The organism is Actinacidiphila paucisporea (assembly GCF_900142575.1).
In the GTDB taxonomy this organism is placed as follows: Bacteria; Actinomycetota; Actinomycetes; order Streptomycetales; family Streptomycetaceae; genus Actinacidiphila; species Actinacidiphila paucisporea.
The window spans coordinates 62,345-76,762 of record NZ_FRBI01000018.1 but is presented as its reverse complement, the minus strand read 5'-3'; the positions used below and the strand labels follow the sequence as shown (position 1 = coordinate 76,762).

Sequence of the window (14,418 nt, the reverse complement as noted above, 5' to 3'; positions counted from 1 at the left end):
TGTAACGGATGGCTAGGCAGCCGGGTTCCAGGGCCACGGTCCGGGCCATCGCGGCGGAGGCGGGCGTGTCGATCGCGACCGTCTCGCGGGTGATGAACGGCCAGGCCAACGTCGCCCCCGACACCCGCGAGCTGGTGCGCCGCGCGGTGGCCAGGCTCGGCGCGCCCGCCCCGGCCAGGCGCGGTACGGCGAGCGGCGCGATCTACGTGCGCTGCCCCTACGTCCTCACCGACTACTTCGGGGTGATCGTCTCCTCGATCGCCGAGACGCTCGACCTGTACGGCAGGCGGCTGGTGCTGAGCGCCGGCGACGCGGCCCGCGAGCTGCAGGTGCTCGCCGACCTGCCGGACGACCCGGCGGTCGCGGGCGCGATCCTGGTCGTGCCGCCCGAGCCGGAGCGGGATCTGGAGGCGCTGCGCGCCGCCGACTTCCCCTTCGTGGTGGTCGACCCGCGTACCCCGCTGCCGCAGGACATCGCGTCGGTCTCGGCCGCCAACCTCACCGCCGCGCGTACCGTCAGCGCCCACCTGGTGGACCTCGGCCACCGGCGGATCGGGGTGATCGGCGGCCCCGGCGACTGGCTCGCCAGCCAGTCCCGGCTGGCCGGCCACACCTCCGCGCTGGCCGACGCCGGGGTGCTGCCCTCCCCCGAGCTGCTGCGCAGCATCGAGCCCACCGCCGACTGGGGCTACGACGCCGCCTGCCAGCTCCTCGACCTGCCGGAGCGCCCGACCGCGCTGGTGGCCTTCAACGACAAGGCCGCGGTCGGCGCGCTGCGTGCCGCGTACGAGCGGGGCCTGCGGGTCCCGGAGGACCTGTCGATCACCGGCTTCGACGACATCGACCTGAGCCGCAGCACCGTGCCCCGGCTGACCACGGTCCGCCAACCGCTGGAGGAGATGGGGCGGATGGCGGTCTCGCTGCTGATGCGGCTGCTCGACCGGCACACGGTCGACGCGCTGCACGTCGAGCTGGCCACCCAGCTGGTGCTGCGCGGCTCCACCGGCCCCGTCCCCGCCCGCGAACCGGCCTCCTGACGGGTCCCGGCCGGCTCCCCGCCGCGATGACTTTCCAGCAACGCCCTGGTCTTTATTCCTGAGGGCCGCGCCCGCCTCCGTCCCCCCGCGACAACCGGCTCGCCGGCGTCCGGTGGAGACGGCGCAGACGGGCCGCCCGCGGGTGCCGCCGGCTGTCGGCCGGGGCCGGACTGGAGGTTTTTCAGGTGACAACACGCACGGAACCGCCCGCGTCGCGGACGGGGTGGACACTGATCCTCGCCTCGCTCGGGGCCTTCCTCACCTCGCTCGACGTGGTGGTCGTCTCGACTGCCCTGCCGACGCTGCGGAGCCATCTGCACGCGAGCCCGGCCGACCTGGAATGGACGATCAACGGCTACAACCTGGCCTTCGCGTGCCTGATGCTGACCGGCGCGGCCCTCGGCGACCGCTTCGGGCGGCGCAACATGTACGTGCTCGGGGTGGGCGTCTTCACCCTGTCGTCCATCGCCTGCGCGACCGCGGGCTCGTCATCCGCGCTGATCGCCGCCCGGGTGGTGCAGGGCGCGGGCGCGGCAGTCGTACTGCCGCTGACGCTCACCTTGATCAGCAACGCCTTCCCGCTGGAGAAGCGGGGCGCGGCGATCGGCATCTGGGGGGCCGTCACGGGCCTGGGGGTGGCGGCGGGGCCGGTGCTCGGCGGGCTGATCATCCAGGACATCGCCTGGCAGTGGATCTTCTGGATCAACGTACCGGTCGGCGTCGCCGTCATGGCGCTGTGCATGCTGAAGCTGCGCGACAGCCGCGGTACGCGCCCGCACCTCGACCTGGTCGGTGTGGCACTGGTGAGTGCCGGGCTCTTCGCCCTGGTGTGGGCGCCGGTGCGGGCGCCGTCCATCGGCTGGGGCGACCCGCAGGTGATCGGCGCGCTGGTCGTCGGCGCGGCCCTGACGGCGGCCTTCGTGGCCTGGCAGCGCAGGGCGCGCTACCCGATGCTGCCGCTGCGCTACTTCCGCAGCCGCGGCTTCTCCACCGCCAACGCGGTCGTCTTCTTCATGATGTTCTCGCTGATCGGCTCGCTGTTCATGATCGCCCAGATGTTCCAACTGGGCTTGGGATACGACCCGTTGCAGACAGGTCTGCGGCTGCTGGTGTGGACGGGCATGCCGATGCTGGTGGCGCCGCTGGCGGGCGCGCTGTCGGACCGGTTCGGCAACCGTCCCTTCATGGTGCTCGGACTGCTGCTCCAGGCTGCGGGGCTGCTGTGGCTCGCCCTGGTCTCCTCGGCCCACGCCGGTTACGGCGAGCTGGTGACGCCGCTCATCGTGGCCGGTATCGGCATCTCGATGACCTTCCCGACCGTGGCGAACGCGGTCGTCGGCGCGGTGCCGGTCGAGGACTCGGGGGTGGCGGCGGGCACGAACAACACCGTGCGCGAGGCGGGCGGCGTCTTCGGGGTCGCGGTGCTGGTGGCGGTCTTCTCCGCGCACGGCGGCTACGGGTCGCAGGCCTCCTTCATGAACGGCTTCCAGGCCGCCGAGGTGGTCGCGGCGGTGGCCGCGGCCGTCGGCGCCGCGGTCGCGGTGCTGGCGCCGAGCAAGCGGCAGGCGGACGCCGCGAACCCGAACGCCGCTCCGGTGGCCGGCGCGCTCCCGCAGCCCGAGAAGGTCTGACGGCCGGCCCGGCGGCAGCGTGAAGGAGGCCGCCGCAGCACCTCCTCCGGGTGCCGCGGCGGCCTCCTGCGTGCCGCGAGAACGGGCCGCGCCACGTACCGGCCGCTGCTCCGGCCGTCAGCCGCCGGGTGCGCGGCCGAGCAGCGCGACCAGCCGGTCGCCGGGGCAGGCCAGTGGTGACACGGGGACGGGCGCGGCGAAGAGGTCCGCGCCGCCGGTGAGCATCGGTGACCTGCGCAGGAGCGCCAGCGCCAGCGGCACCGGTATGGGCCGCGGGGTGCCGCAGGCCTGGGCGATGTCCCAGCCGTGCACGGCGAGTTCGACCGCGCCGATGAAGGCCACCGTCCCGCTCGCCACCGGCATGCCGCCGATGTACGTCTGCGGGGGCTCCCCGGCGGCCCCGCAGGACCGTTCGCGCCGGCTGTCCAGCAGCTCCCGCGCGCCGCGGCGCACGGCGGCGACCGGGTCGGCGGGCGGCGGCGCCGCGGGCAGCAGGGCCACCTCGCCGTCCTGCGCCGCCTCCCGCAGCGCGCACACCGACTCGTACAGGTGGCACAGCAGCGCGTCGAGATCCCAGCCCCGGCAGGGCGTCGGCCGCCGCAGCCCGTCGGGCGGCACCTGGTCGACGCAGCCCAGCGCGTAGTCGACGGCCTGCCGCAGCAGCGGCGGCGCGGTGTCCGGCCCGGTCACCTCGGCCACGACGGGGCCGGTGGGGCGTCGGCGTCCAGCGTCGCGGGCAGCCCGAACGCCGGGAAGTGCGCCTCGCGGAAGACGAGGATTCCGGCCACCCGGTGCCCGCGCAGGGTCAGGACCTGGATCGCGTGCGAGTGGAAGCGGCCGTCGTTCGCACGCCAGTACGTCGCCAGGGCCGACTGGCCGTCGTTGACGGTGAGCCCCCGCAGGCGCTGCTCGCCGGCGATCGGGAAGACCCGCGCCGCCAGGAAGCGCAGGACGACCTCGCGGCCGGCGAACCACTGCGGCTCGGGCGGCATCTCCAGCCGCACGTCGTCGCTCAGCAGCCGGGCCAGGGCGTCGACGTCGGCGTCCTCGAAGGCCTTGGCGTAGCGGTCGACCAGCGCCCGGCCGCTGTCGTCCAGCGAGTCGGTGACCTCGTCCTCGGTGACGGCGGCCTGCCGCAGCTGGGCGCGGGCGCGTTGCAGCGCGCTGTTGACGGCGGCGGGGCTGGTGCCGAGCAGGTCGGCCACCTCGGCGGCACGCCACGCCATGACGTCGCGCAGGATCAGCACGGCCCGCTGCCTGGGCGGCAGCTCCTGGAGCGCGACGACCAGCGCGAGCCGCACGCTGCCGCGCTCGGCGACCACCGCGGCGGGGTCGGGCGCCAGGTCGGGCATCGGCTGGACCCAGGGGATCTCGGTGGCACCGGCGGGATGCAGCGGCGTGGTGACGTCGTCGCTCGCGGTCCCGAGCCCCGCGGGCACGAAGCGGCGGCTGCTGTGCTGGAGCGCGGTCAGGCAGGCGCTGGTGGCGATCCGGTAGAGCCAGAAGCGCAGCGACGAGCGGCCCTCGAAGCCGCCGTAGCCGCGCCAGGCCCGCAGATACGTCTCCTGGACGAGGTCCTCGGCGTCCTGCACGGAGCCGAGCATCCGGTAGCAGTGGGCCAGCAGCTCAGGACGGTATTCGGCTGCCTTCCTGAGGAAGGCGTCGCTGTCCTGCGACGCCTCCCCGGCGGCGGCCTGCCCGCTCAGCGCATTCACGTGATGTCTCCGGGTGTCTGGGGGATCCCTCCGTGAATACAGACACCCCCCGGACCCGAAAGTCATCGCCGGTGACGGCGCGGCCCGCTCACAGCGGCTGCAGACCCTCGGCGGACAGCGCGTACGCCAGCGCGTCCCCGTCGCCCCCATCGACCAGCGACACGATGGCCGCGCCGGCCTTCTCCGGGGTGAGCAGCGGGCCCATCGCCCGCACGAAGGCGTCCGTGTCGACCCCCTGGTAGGCGGCGTAGGCCGCCGCGGCCTCGCGGCCGAGGTCGGTGGTCGGGGTCAGCCCGGGCAGGACAGCGCGGAAGCGGATGCCCAGCGCCTGCCGCCGCGACTCGGCGGCGGCGTATTCGGACACGAAGCGGACGGTGGCCTTGGCGCCCGCGTAAGCGCCGCTGAGCGGGGAGCCGCGCAGGGCGGCGCCGCTGGAGAGGGACACCACCGTGCTGCCGGGCGGCAGCGGCAGCCGCAGGGCGGCGCGCACCCAGTGGAAGGCCTGCTGGACGTCGACATCCCAGGTGGTGCGGAAGGTCTCCCAGGTGTGGTCCTGGATCGGCCGCAGGACCGGCGCGGCCCCGGCGTTGAGCACCACGGTCCCGGGGGTGTGGCGCAGCAGCAGTTCCTCGGCCAGCACCGGGTCGGTGGCGTCGCCCCGTACGGGCACGAAGGCCTCGCCCAGCTCGGCCCGCAGCTTCTCCAGGGCGTCCGCGTCCCGGGCGAGGCCGACGACCCTGGCCCCCGCCCGGACGAACGCGGTCGCGATGCCCCGGCCGAAGCCGCGCCCCGCGCCGGTGACGACGACGGTGGTTCCCGCCGGCTCGTTGACGGACATGTTCTCTCCTCGGTTGCCGGAAATGCCTCGTCAGTAAAGACACCGGCGTCCGAGGGAATTCATCGCGGACCCGCGCGGGCCCGTCGGTCAGGACCCGGCCAGCTCCACGTGCTGCGGGTAGAAGGCGACGTGCCCGGCGATGGCGGCGACGGCGTCGTAGGGCTTGTCGTACGTCCACACCGCGTCGGCGACGGTGCCGTCCGTGGTGACCAGCGAGAAGTACGACGCGTCGCCCTTGTAGGAGCAGTACGTCACGGTGTCGCTGGGCACCAGGGCGGTGGGCTGGACGTCGTCCAGCGGGATGTAGTGCACCGGCGGGTAGGACCCCTCACGCAGGGTCAGCGCCCGCGTGGTGTCGGCGACGACCTGCCCGCCGGCCCGGACGACGACCCGCGACGGGTGGGGCTCGACGGTGATGGGGTGGTCGGGGCCGGGGATCTTGACGGTGCGTTCCATGACATCTCCGTATGTGGGTGGGCGGTTCCGTCCATGGTGCGACGCTGTCGACGGTAGGCAGGTCGTCCGAGCAGCGTCAAGCACGGCCCGCCGTGGGACGGGACGGTGCGGCTCCCAGTCGGCGCTGCACCCGCAGCAGGTACTCCTTGCGGTCGAGCGGGTCGGGGCCGCTGCGGGGGCGTAGCGGAATCTCGCCGTGGACCGGTGCCCAGTGGTCGAAGACCGTCTCCAGGGCGCCTTCGCCGCTGGTGAGGGTGGGCAGTTGCTGCTCCAGGTCGTGCACCCGGGCGGCCGGGATGTCGCCTTCCAGCAGCCAGCCCCCGGACCGCGTGGGGGCGGGGGCGCGCGGCACCGCCCGCAGCCGGGACAGTGCGGGCAGCACCGCGCCGAGCGCGTCGGACGGCAACTCGACGGTGAAGCGGTGCATCGGCTCGTGCACCCGGGTGCCGGCCTGCCGCAGTGCCTCCATCAGCACCAGCGGGGTGACGTTGCGGAAGTCGCCCGAGGTGCTCGACATGCTCTTGTCGAAGACGGCGTGCGCATGGCTCTGCCGGGCCGAGTAGCCCGAGTGCGTCATGGTGACCGTGCAGTCCGTGACCTGCCACCCGTACAGGCCCTGGGCCAGGGTGGACATCACCGTCTCCTCGACGGCGACGAAGAAGGAGTAGGGCAGCGAGCCCAGTTCGACCTCGCGGCGCCACGCGACGCCGCTGCCGGGCGGCGCCGGGTCGATCCGCAGGCCCACGGTCGCCAGGAAGGGGTTGGGGTCCTTCTTGATGAACTCGACGGCGGAACCGCTGCCGGTGACCCGCTCGATGTGGATCGTGGTCGTCTCCCGGAAGTCGACGTCCACCCCGTGGTCGTCGGCCAGCGTCGCCTGGATGACCTCCTTCTGCACCTCGCCGTAGAGGGAGACGGCGATCTCCCCGCGGTCCTCGTCCCGCCGCAGGTTGATCAGCGGGTCCTGCTCGGCGAGCTGCCCGAGCGCGGTGTGCAGGGCGGCGCGGTCGGCGGGCCTGCGGGCGACGACCACGGTCTCCAGGCTGGGCGGGGCGAAGTGGTGCGCCGCCCCCGGCGTGCCGGCCGCTTCGCCGACGATGTCGCCGATCCGCACCTCGCCCAGGCCCCACACCCGGGCGATCCGGCCGGCCGCGGCCGACGCGGCGGGCACGTCGCCGCCCCGGTCGAAGACGCTGAGCGCGGTGATCCTGCCCTCCCCCACGCCCGCGCCGTCCCGGTACACCGGCACCCGGTCCCTGACGGCCAGGGTGCCCGAGGTCAGCCGGACGTACGCGATGCGCTCGCCGGCGGGGCCGCGCTCCATCTTGAACACGCTGCCGCCGAGCGGGCCGCGGGGGTCGCCGCCGGAGCCCGGCAGCAGTTCCGCGATACCGTCGATCAGCGCGTCCACACCGGCGCCGGTGACGGCGGAGCCGGCGTAGACGGGGTGCACCAGTGCCCGGCCGGTCTGCGCGGCGAGCGCCCGCCGCAGCCGCGGGTACGGCAGGGTGCCGTCGCGCACCCAGGCGGCGAGCAGGTCGTCGTCGTGGCCGGCCAGCAGCTCGGTGAGCCGGGCGGTGAAGCCGGTGTCGGCGCCGTCGTAGAGCGCCGCCGCCGCGTCCTTGGTGCCCTGCGCCTCGGCGGCGGCCAGCGGGACGACGTCGGGGGTCAGCCGGGCGGCGATGCCGGCCAGCGTACGGTCCAGGTCGGCGCCGCGGCGGTCCAGCTTGTTGACGAAGACCAGCGTCGGGATGCGCAGCCGGCGCAGCGTCCGCATCAGGACCGCGGTCTGCGGCTGGACGCCCTCCACCGCGGAGACCACGAGCACCGCTCCGTCGAGGACGCCGAGCACCCGCTCGACCTCGGCGATGAAGTCGGGGTGGCCGGGGGTGTCGATGAGGTTGACGGTGGTGCCGCCGAGCGTGAAGGAGACGACGGCGGACTTGATGGTGATGCCGCGCTGCCTCTCCAGCGCGAGGGAGTCGGTCAGCGTGCTGCCCCGGTCGACGCTGCCGATCGTGTCGATCACTCCTGCGGAGTACAGCAGCCGTTCGGTGAGGCTGGTCTTACCTGCGTCGATGTGCGCGAGAATGCCGAGGTTGAGCGAAGGCACAGCCGGTCATGTCCTCAAGATAGGGAGTCATTCCTGTCTGGGGTGGCATGACGGGACCGCGCATGATCACTGCTCCTCGGGTCGGCTGCGGCTGACCTTCCGACTACAGCAGAGCGCTCGCGCGGGCGGCAACCGTATTTCGTGGCGGCAGCCGCGGCGGACCGGTGTTTCCGCAGCCGGGGCACTCAGCTTCTGGGCACCTTGCGCGACGCGCGCAGCCACTCCCTGTTCATGGCGGTGATCGAGGTGAGCGGAATGCCCTTGGGGCAGGCGGTGGCGCACTCGCCGGCCAGGGTGCAGCCGCCGAAGCCCTCGGCGTCCATCTGCGCGACCATGTCGAGCACCCGGGTCTCGCGCTCCGGCGCCCCTTGCGGCAGGGCGCCCAGGTGGTTGACCTTCGCGGACGTGAAGAGCATCGCGGAGCCGTTGGGGCAGGCGGCCACGCAGGCGCCGCAGCCGATGCACTCGGCGTGCTCGAAGGCGCTGTCAGCGGCCGCCTTGGGCACCGGGGTGGCGTGCGCCTCGGGCGCGGAGCCGGTGGGGACGCTGACGTAGCCGCCGGACTGGATGATCCGGTCGAAGGCGGCCCGGTCCACGACCAGGTCGCGCACCACGGGGAAGGCGGCGGCCCGCCAGGGCTCGACGTCGATGGTGTCGCCGTCGCGGAAGGACCGCATGTGCAGCTGGCAGGCGGTGGTGCGCTCCGGGCCGTGCGCCTCGCCGTTGATGACCAGGCTGCACGCGCCGCAGATGCCCTCGCGGCAGTCGTGGTCGAAGGCGACCGGCTCCTCGCCCTCGACGGTGAGGCGCTCGTTGAGGGTGTCGAGCATCTCCAGGAAGGACATGCCGGGCGAGATGCCGTCGACGTCGTAGGTGGCCATGCCGCCGGGCGCCTCGGTGTCGTGCTGGCGCCAGATGCGCAGGGTGAGCTTCATGCGTAGCTCCGCTGAGTGGGGTGGACGTACGCGAAGGCGAGGTCTTCGCGGTGCAGGACGGGGGCGCTGCCGGTGCCGGTGAACTCCCAGGCGGCGGCGTAGCTGAAGTCGTCGTCCCTGCGGGCCGCCTCGCCGTCCGGGGTCTGCGACTCCTCGCGGAAGTGGCCGCCGCAGGACTCGGCCCGGTGCAGGGCGTCCAGGCACATCAGCTCGGCCAGTTCGAGGTAGTCCACAACGCGGTTGGCACGCTCCAGGGACTGGTTGAACTCACCCTCGGTGCCGGGGACTTTGATCCGGCGCCAGAATTCCTCGCGGATCTGCGGGATGCGGTCGAGCGCCTTGCGCAGGCCCTCCTCGTTGCGGGCCATGCCGCAGAACTCCCACATCAGCTCGCCGATCTCGCGGTGGAAGGAGTCGGCGCTGCGGTCGCCGCCGACACCGACCAGGCGGTGCAGCCGCTCCTTCGCCTCGGCCAGCACCGCGGCCACGGCGGGGTGTTCGGGGCCGGGGGTGTCGTTCCCCGGGTGCCTGGCGAGGTAGTCGTTGACGGTGGCGGGCAGCACGAAGTAGCCGTCGGCCAGGCCCTGCATGAGGGCGGACGCCCCGAGCCGGTTGGCGCCGTGGTCGGAGAAGTTGGCCTCGCCGATCGCGAACAGGCCCGGGATCGTGGTCTGCAGGTCGTAGTCCACCCACAGGCCGCCCATCGTGTAGTGCACGGCGGGGTAGATCCGCATCGGGACCTCGTACGGGTCCTCCGCGGTGATGCGCTCGTACATCTCGAAGAGGTTGCCGTACTTCGCCTCGACGGCTTTGCGGCCGAGGCGGGCGATGGCGTCGGCGAAGTCGAGGTAGACGCCCTGGCCGCCGGGCCCGACGCCGCGGCCCTCGTCGCAGACGTTCTTCGCCGCGCGGGAGGCGATGTCGCGGGGCACGAGGTTGCCGAAGGCGGGGTAGACGCGCTCCAGGTAGTAGTCGCGCTCCTCCTCGGGGATCCCGGCGGCCGGCCGGGTGTCGCCCTTGGCCTTGGGGACCCAGATCCGGCCGTCGTTGCGCAGCGACTCGCTCATCAAGGTCAGCTTGGACTGGTGGTCGCCGGTGCGCGGGATGCAGGTGGGGTGGATCTGGGTGAAGCAGGGGTTGGCGAAGTGCGCGCCCCGGCGGTGGGCCCGCCAGATCGCGGTCGCGTTGGAATTCATGGCGTTCGTCGACAGGTAGAAGACGTTGCCGTAGCCCCCGGAGGCCAGGACGACGGCGTCCGCGACGTACGCCGAGATCTCGCCGGTGACCAGGTCGCGGGCGACGATGCCGCGGGCGCGGCCGTCGATGACGAGCAGGTCGAGCATCTCGGTGCGGGCGTGCAGTTCGACGTTGCCGGCCGCGATCTGCCGGGACAGCGCCTGGTAGGCGCCGAGCAACAGCTGCTGCCCGGTCTGGCCGCGGGCGTAGAAGGTGCGGGAGACCTGGACGCCGCCGAAGGAGCGGGTGTCGAGCAGGCCGCCGTACTCCCGGGCGAAGGGCACGCCCTGCGCGACGCACTGGTCGATGATCTCCACCGAGATCTGCGCCAGGCGGTGGACGTTGGACTCCCGGGAGCGGAAGTCGCCGCCCTTGACGGTGTCGTAGAAGAGCCGGTGGATCGAGTCGCCGTCGTTGCGGTAGTTCTTGGCGGCGTTGATGCCGCCCTGGGCGGCGATGGAGTGGGCCCGGCGCGGGGAGTCCTGGTAGCAGAACTGCACGACGTGGTAGCCCTGTTCGGCGAGGGTGGCGCCGGCGGAGCCGCCGGCCAGCCCGGTGCCGACGACGATCACGGTGTGCTTGCGGCGGTTGGCGGGGTTGACGAGCTTCGCGGTGAAGCGGCGGGTGTCCCAGCGCTGTTCGATCGGGCCGTCGGGGGCCTTGGTGTCGGCGAGGGGGTCGCCGGTGGTGTAGCGGGCGTAGTCGGTCATGTCATCACTTCAGCTCACGAGTCCGGTCATGACGCCGACGGGGACGGCGACGAAGCCGGCTGTCAGCACCAGGGCGAGGGCGTTGGCGGTGCCTTTCAGCACCCGGTTCCGGGTGGCGCTGCCGGCGCCGAGGGTCTGGGCGGCGGACCAGAAGCCGTGCCGGACGTGCAGGCCGAGGGCGAGCATCGCGACGATGTAGATGGCGTTGTTCCACCAGTCGTGGAAGGCCGCGACGACGTTGTGGTACGGGTGGCCGGGCACGAAGCCGCGCTGGACGGTGCCGGTGGTCAGGTCGAGCAGGTGCCACACGATGAACAGGGCGAGGATCACCCCACCCCAGCGCATGGTCCGGGTCGCGTAGCTGCTGCGGGCCTTGGTGTGGACGTAGCCGACCGGCCGGGAGCGCAGATCGCGCCGGCTGAGCTGGTAGGCGGCGACGCCGTGCGCCACGACCGCGACGACCAGGCCGACCCTGATGATCCACAGGGCCCACTCGTAGTGCAGGAAGGGTTCGCCGAGGGTGCGCAGCCAGTGGGCGTAGCTGTCGAAGGTGCCGGGACCGAAGAAGATCTTGAGGTTGCCGAACATGTGGACGACCAGGTAGAGCAGCATCACCAGGCCGCTCACCGCCATGACCGCCTTCTTGCCGACGGTCGATCCCCAGACCGTACGGGCCATCGACGGCCGCCGGTCCGTCCGCGTTGCCAGTGCCATGGACACGACGCTACGGCGGGGAATGTCCAGTGGTCCAAGACATGATTGAGCTGGAGTCGATAGGTGATACCTATCGACGGGTTATCGTGAGGGCATGCAGTTCCAGCAGCTGGCCTATTTCGTGGCCGTCGCCGACGCCCGGCACTTCACCCGGGCCGCCGAGGCGGTGCACGTCTCGCAGCCCTCGCTGTCCCAGCAGATCAAGGCGCTGGAGAAGGAGTTGGGCGCCGCGCTCTTCAGCCGGGCGCGCGGCAACATCACGCTCACCGACGCCGGTGCGGCGCTGCTGCCGCTGGCCCGGCGGATCCTCGCCGACGCGGACACCGCCCGGCACGAGGTGCTGGAACTGGCGCAGCTGCGCCGGGGCCGGGTCCGGCTCGGCGCCACCCCGAGCCTGGCCACCGGCCTGCTGCCCGACGTGTTGCGCACCTTCCACGACCGGCACCCGGGCATCCGGCTGATCATCGAGGAGGGCGGTTCCCACGACCTGGTGCGCCACCTGGCCCGCGGGGCGCTCGACCTCGCGCTCGTGGTCCTGCCGCTGCCGAGCCCGTCGCCGGCGCTGACCACGGTGGAGCTCTTCCAGGAGGACCTGGTCGTCGTCTCCTCCGCCGGCGACGAGGCGCCGGCCTCGCCGCTGCGGATCGCCGACCTCGAAGGTCGGCCGATGGTGATGTTCCGCCACGGCTACGACCTGCGGGACCTGACGCTCGCGGCGTGCCGGGCGGCCGGCTTCGAGCCGTACCTCACCGTCGAGGGCGGCGAGATGGACGCGGTGCTCGGCTTCGTCCGTGCGGGGCTGGGAATCGGGGTGGTCCCGCGGATGGTCGCCACCCGCGCGGGCCACGACCTGCGCGTGACACCGCTGGCGCGGCCGGGACTGCGGCGGACGGTGGCGCTGGCGCACCGCAGCGACGTGGCGCCGCCGCGAGCGGCCCGCGTCCTGCAAAACGTGCTGCTCACCGCCGCCACCGGCCTGCGCTCCTGACCCTGCCGCCGGACGCGGGGACGGCCCCCGGACCGGCACGGCAGGGCGGAGGTCACACGGACGGTCGCACGCGCGGCAGCAGGAGCACCGCCACCACGAGTGCGGCCAGCGCGAAGCCGGACCCGAGGAGGAAGGCCTCGTGGAAGCCGGTCGCCCTGGCGGACCGCAGGGCGGGGTGGCCGGGGCCGGACATCGCGTGGCCGATGCGGGTGTAGGCCACGGTCGAGACGATCGCCACCCCCACCGAACCCCCCGCTTCCTGGCTGGTGTTGATCAGGCCCGCCGCCGTACCGGCCTCCTGCTCGGGCACCCCGGTGGCCGCGGCGATCTGCACCGGGACCAGCGACATGCCGAGGCCGACGCCGACCAGCAGGAAGGGCGGCAGGACGTCCGGCGCGTAGGCCGCGGAGACCGGCAGGCGGGCCAGGACGAGCAGGCCCGCCGCGCTGAGGGCGAGGCCGGTTATCAGGACCGGCTTGGCCGGGAACTTGGCGACCAGACCGGACGCCAACCCGGCGCCGACGACCACCGCGAGGGCCAGCGGGACGTAGGCGAGCCCGGTCCGCAACGCGTCGTAGCCGAGCACCTGCTGCATGAACAGGCTGGCGAAGAAGAAGAGCGTCAGCATCGCGCCGAGCATCAGCGCCATGGCGAGGTTCGCGGCGCGCAGCGTCGGCAGCCGGAAGATCCGCAGCGGCAGCAGCGGCGCCTCCGCGCGCAGCTCGACGGTCACGAACGCCGCGAGCAGCACCGCGGCACCGGTGAGCCCGCTGATGGTCCTGGCGGCGGACCAGCCGACGTTGACGGCCTGGTCGAGGGTGTAGATGAGCAGCAGCAGTCCGGCCGTGAGGCTCACCGCGCCCGCCGTGTCGAAGCGCCGCCTCGTCTGGGGAAGCCGGCTCTCGGGCACCACATAGGGCGCGAGCACGACCGCGGCGACCGCGATGGGCACGTTGATGAAGAACACCCAGCGCCAGCCGGGCCCCTGGGTGAGCAGCCCGCCGAAGAGCACTCCGAGGACGGAGGCGACGCCGGCCAGGGCGCCCCAGATGCCCAGGGCCTTGTTGCGGGCGGCGCCCTCGCCGTAGACGGTGGTCAGGGTGGACAGGGCGGCGGGCGCGGTCAGGGCGGCGCCGAGTCCCTGCACGGCGCGTGCGGTGACCAGGACGCCGGGGTCGTGGGCGATACCGGCGACCAGCGAGCCCGCCCCGAAGAGTGCCACGCCGATACGCAGCAGCCTGCGCCGCCCGAGGATGTCGGCGAGACGGCCACCGAGCAGCAGGAAGCCGCCGAGAACAGTGCCGTAGGCGGTGACGACGTACTGCAGGTCGCCGTCGGCCATGCCGAGGCTGCCCTGGATCGAGGGCAGAGCCACGTTGACGATAGTGACGTCCAGGTAGACCATCGACTGCACCACGCAGAGGAAGGCCAGGATGAGGCCCGGTCGTTCGGTGACCGGGGCGCGGGAGGGACGGCGGCGCTGGGAAGCGGCGGCGAGTGTCATGGGATGACGCTAGCGCGCGAATATAGTAGGTACCTAGAGGATAGTGACTACCCGTTCCGGAGGCACCCTGCATGGCCGACACCGCTCCCCCGCTCACCCGCCCCGCCGGCCGCTCCGCGGGGAAGGCCCATGCCGACCCCTGCCCGATCGGCCCCGTCGTCGACCTGGTGTTCAGCCGGTGGACGACGCCGATCCTGTGGGTGCTCAACGAGTTCGGCCGGCAGCGCTTCGTGGAGCTGGAGCGGCGGATCGGGACCATCACGCCGAAGGTGCTGACGCAGCGGCTGCGGCAGATGGAGCGGGACGGGCTGGTCATCCGGACGTATCACCCCGAGGTGCCGCCCCGGGTGGAGTACGAGATCAGCGAGCTGGGGCTGAGCCTGGCGCCGCTCTTCCACACGCTCGCCGAGTGGTCGCAGGCACACCTGCCCGAGGTGGCCGCGGCCCGGGTCGACTACGACGACCGCGGCCAGCCGATGCCGTGACGGCTCTCGGCCGCGGCGGACGTGCGTGCCGGGCGCCGCGACGCGGCGGAGATCCA

13 protein-coding genes are annotated in these 14,418 nt (G+C 73.1%); 4 read left to right on the top strand and 9 right to left on the bottom strand.

What is annotated here, in order from left to right; translation table 11 throughout:
* Window positions 1-8: 8 nt before the first annotated feature.
* Both BUE44_RS24160 and BUE44_RS24155 read left to right on the top strand, forming a co-directional pair.
* Window positions 9-1,037 carry a LacI family DNA-binding transcriptional regulator gene (locus tag BUE44_RS24160; protein WP_073501087.1) on the top strand — a complete coding sequence of 343 codons (1,029 nt, stop codon included), beginning with the start codon at window positions 9-11 and terminating at the stop codon, window positions 1,035-1,037.
* 185 nt (window positions 1,038-1,222) lie between these two features.
* Window positions 1,223-2,668, top strand: a complete 1,446-nt coding sequence (locus BUE44_RS24155; protein WP_073501086.1) for an MFS transporter — start codon at window positions 1,223-1,225, stop codon at window positions 2,666-2,668.
* Window positions 2,669-2,785: 117 nt separating this feature from the next.
* Here BUE44_RS24155 and BUE44_RS24150 read toward each other — a convergent pair whose 3' ends face one another.
* From BUE44_RS24150 to BUE44_RS24115, 8 genes are all read right to left on the bottom strand, one after another.
* Window positions 2,786-3,367, bottom strand: coding sequence for a TIGR03086 family metal-binding protein (locus BUE44_RS24150; RefSeq protein WP_073501085.1), 582 nt, complete (start codon window positions 3,365-3,367; stop codon window positions 2,786-2,788).
* The gene (locus BUE44_RS24145; protein ID WP_235002399.1) at window positions 3,355-4,383 is read right to left on the bottom strand and encodes a sigma-70 family RNA polymerase sigma factor; all 1,029 of its coding nucleotides are present in this window, start codon (window positions 4,381-4,383) and stop codon (window positions 3,355-3,357) included. Before BUE44_RS24145 ends, BUE44_RS24150 begins: the two co-directional genes overlap by 13 nt.
* An 88-nt stretch (window positions 4,384-4,471) precedes the next feature.
* Window positions 4,472-5,221: an SDR family oxidoreductase gene (locus BUE44_RS24140; RefSeq protein ID WP_073501084.1), complete on the bottom strand. Its 750-nt coding sequence runs from the start codon at window positions 5,219-5,221 to the stop codon at window positions 4,472-4,474.
* Window positions 5,222-5,308: 87 nt separating this feature from the next.
* A complete protein-coding gene (locus tag BUE44_RS24135) occupies window positions 5,309-5,677 on the bottom strand; it encodes a DUF427 domain-containing protein (RefSeq protein ID WP_073501083.1) in 369 nt (122 codons plus the stop codon).
* Window positions 5,678-5,753: 76 nt separating this feature from the next.
* On the bottom strand, window positions 5,754-7,790 hold the full coding sequence (locus tag BUE44_RS24130; protein ID WP_073501082.1) for an elongation factor G: 2,037 nt from the start codon (window positions 7,788-7,790) through the stop codon (window positions 5,754-5,756).
* Between the two features lie 185 nt (window positions 7,791-7,975).
* Window positions 7,976-8,725 carry a succinate dehydrogenase/fumarate reductase iron-sulfur subunit gene (locus tag BUE44_RS24125; RefSeq protein WP_073501081.1) on the bottom strand — a complete coding sequence of 250 codons (750 nt, stop codon included), beginning with the start codon at window positions 8,723-8,725 and terminating at the stop codon, window positions 7,976-7,978.
* Window positions 8,722-10,671: a fumarate reductase/succinate dehydrogenase flavoprotein subunit gene (locus BUE44_RS24120; protein WP_073501080.1), complete on the bottom strand. Its 1,950-nt coding sequence runs from the start codon at window positions 10,669-10,671 to the stop codon at window positions 8,722-8,724. Before BUE44_RS24120 ends, BUE44_RS24125 begins: the two co-directional genes overlap by 4 nt.
* A 9-nt stretch (window positions 10,672-10,680) precedes the next feature.
* The gene (locus BUE44_RS24115) at window positions 10,681-11,385 is read right to left on the bottom strand and encodes a succinate dehydrogenase cytochrome b subunit (RefSeq protein ID WP_073501079.1); all 705 of its coding nucleotides are present in this window, start codon (window positions 11,383-11,385) and stop codon (window positions 10,681-10,683) included.
* A gap of 94 nt (window positions 11,386-11,479) precedes the next feature.
* On the opposite strand from BUE44_RS24115, the gene BUE44_RS24110 reads away from it, so the two are divergent.
* The gene (locus tag BUE44_RS24110; protein WP_073501078.1) at window positions 11,480-12,373 is read left to right on the top strand and encodes a LysR family transcriptional regulator; all 894 of its coding nucleotides are present in this window, start codon (window positions 11,480-11,482) and stop codon (window positions 12,371-12,373) included.
* Between the two features lie 52 nt (window positions 12,374-12,425).
* On the opposite strand, the gene BUE44_RS24105 is transcribed toward BUE44_RS24110, so the two are convergent.
* On the bottom strand, window positions 12,426-13,877 hold the full coding sequence (locus tag BUE44_RS24105; protein ID WP_073501077.1) for an MFS transporter: 1,452 nt from the start codon (window positions 13,875-13,877) through the stop codon (window positions 12,426-12,428).
* A 71-nt stretch (window positions 13,878-13,948) separates the two neighbouring features.
* On the opposite strand from BUE44_RS24105, the gene BUE44_RS24100 reads away from it, so the two are divergent.
* Complete coding sequence (locus BUE44_RS24100) at window positions 13,949-14,362, top strand: winged helix-turn-helix transcriptional regulator (RefSeq protein WP_079190027.1); 414 nt, start codon at window positions 13,949-13,951, stop codon at window positions 14,360-14,362.
* Window positions 14,363-14,418 lie beyond the last annotated feature (56 nt).

Coding starts and splice junctions, on each gene's coding strand:
- BUE44_RS24160 (WP_073501087.1), top strand. CDS start 9: ATGGCTAGGCAGCCGGGTTCCAGGGCCACGGTCCGGGCCATCGCGGCG.
- BUE44_RS24140 (WP_073501084.1), bottom strand. CDS start 5,221: ATGTCCGTCAACGAGCCGGCGGGAACCACCGTCGTCGTCACCGGCGCG.
- BUE44_RS24135 (WP_073501083.1), bottom strand. CDS start 5,677: ATGGAACGCACCGTCAAGATCCCCGGCCCCGACCACCCCATCACCGTC.
- BUE44_RS24125 (WP_073501081.1), bottom strand. CDS start 8,725: ATGAAGCTCACCCTGCGCATCTGGCGCCAGCACGACACCGAGGCGCCC.
- BUE44_RS24120 (WP_073501080.1), bottom strand. CDS start 10,671: ATGACCGACTACGCCCGCTACACCACCGGCGACCCCCTCGCCGACACC.
- BUE44_RS24115 (WP_073501079.1), bottom strand. CDS start 11,385: ATGGCACTGGCAACGCGGACGGACCGGCGGCCGTCGATGGCCCGTACG.
- BUE44_RS24110 (WP_073501078.1), top strand. CDS start 11,480: ATGCAGTTCCAGCAGCTGGCCTATTTCGTGGCCGTCGCCGACGCCCGG.
- BUE44_RS24105 (WP_073501077.1), bottom strand. CDS start 13,877: ATGACACTCGCCGCCGCTTCCCAGCGCCGCCGTCCCTCCCGCGCCCCG.
- BUE44_RS24100 (WP_079190027.1), top strand. CDS start 13,949: ATGGCCGACACCGCTCCCCCGCTCACCCGCCCCGCCGGCCGCTCCGCG.